Here is a 248-nt window from a genome sequence, read left to right as displayed (position 1 = left end):
ACTTCTTGGTCTATACTTGGTAGATTCGTTTTGTCAATCTTTCCATTAGATGTTAGTGGAAAAGATTCCATCGTAATAAAATGACCTGGCAACATATAACTTGGCAGCACGCTTGCTAAATACGTTCGCAAAGCTGCTACTTCATTTCCTTCAGATAAAACGACATAACACACCAAACTTGAATGTGATGTATCTAAGACAACTAGAGCTTTTTCGACACCTTCATAGGATAGAACTTGGTGTTGAAT

General features: G+C 37.1%; 1 protein-coding gene. It reads right to left on the bottom strand.

All coding sequences use genetic code 11. From position 1 onward, the window contains the following. Positions 1-248, bottom strand: a 248-nt coding sequence (locus Q0845_RS27800; protein ID WP_298521231.1) for a hypothetical protein, incomplete at both ends; no start/stop codon positions are given.

This window comes from uncultured Kordia sp., assembly GCF_947489565.1.
Classification (GTDB): Bacteria; Bacteroidota; Bacteroidia; order Flavobacteriales; family Flavobacteriaceae; genus Kordia.
Note: the sequence above shows the minus strand (reverse complement) of the source record. Positions and strands in the feature narration are given on the sequence as shown.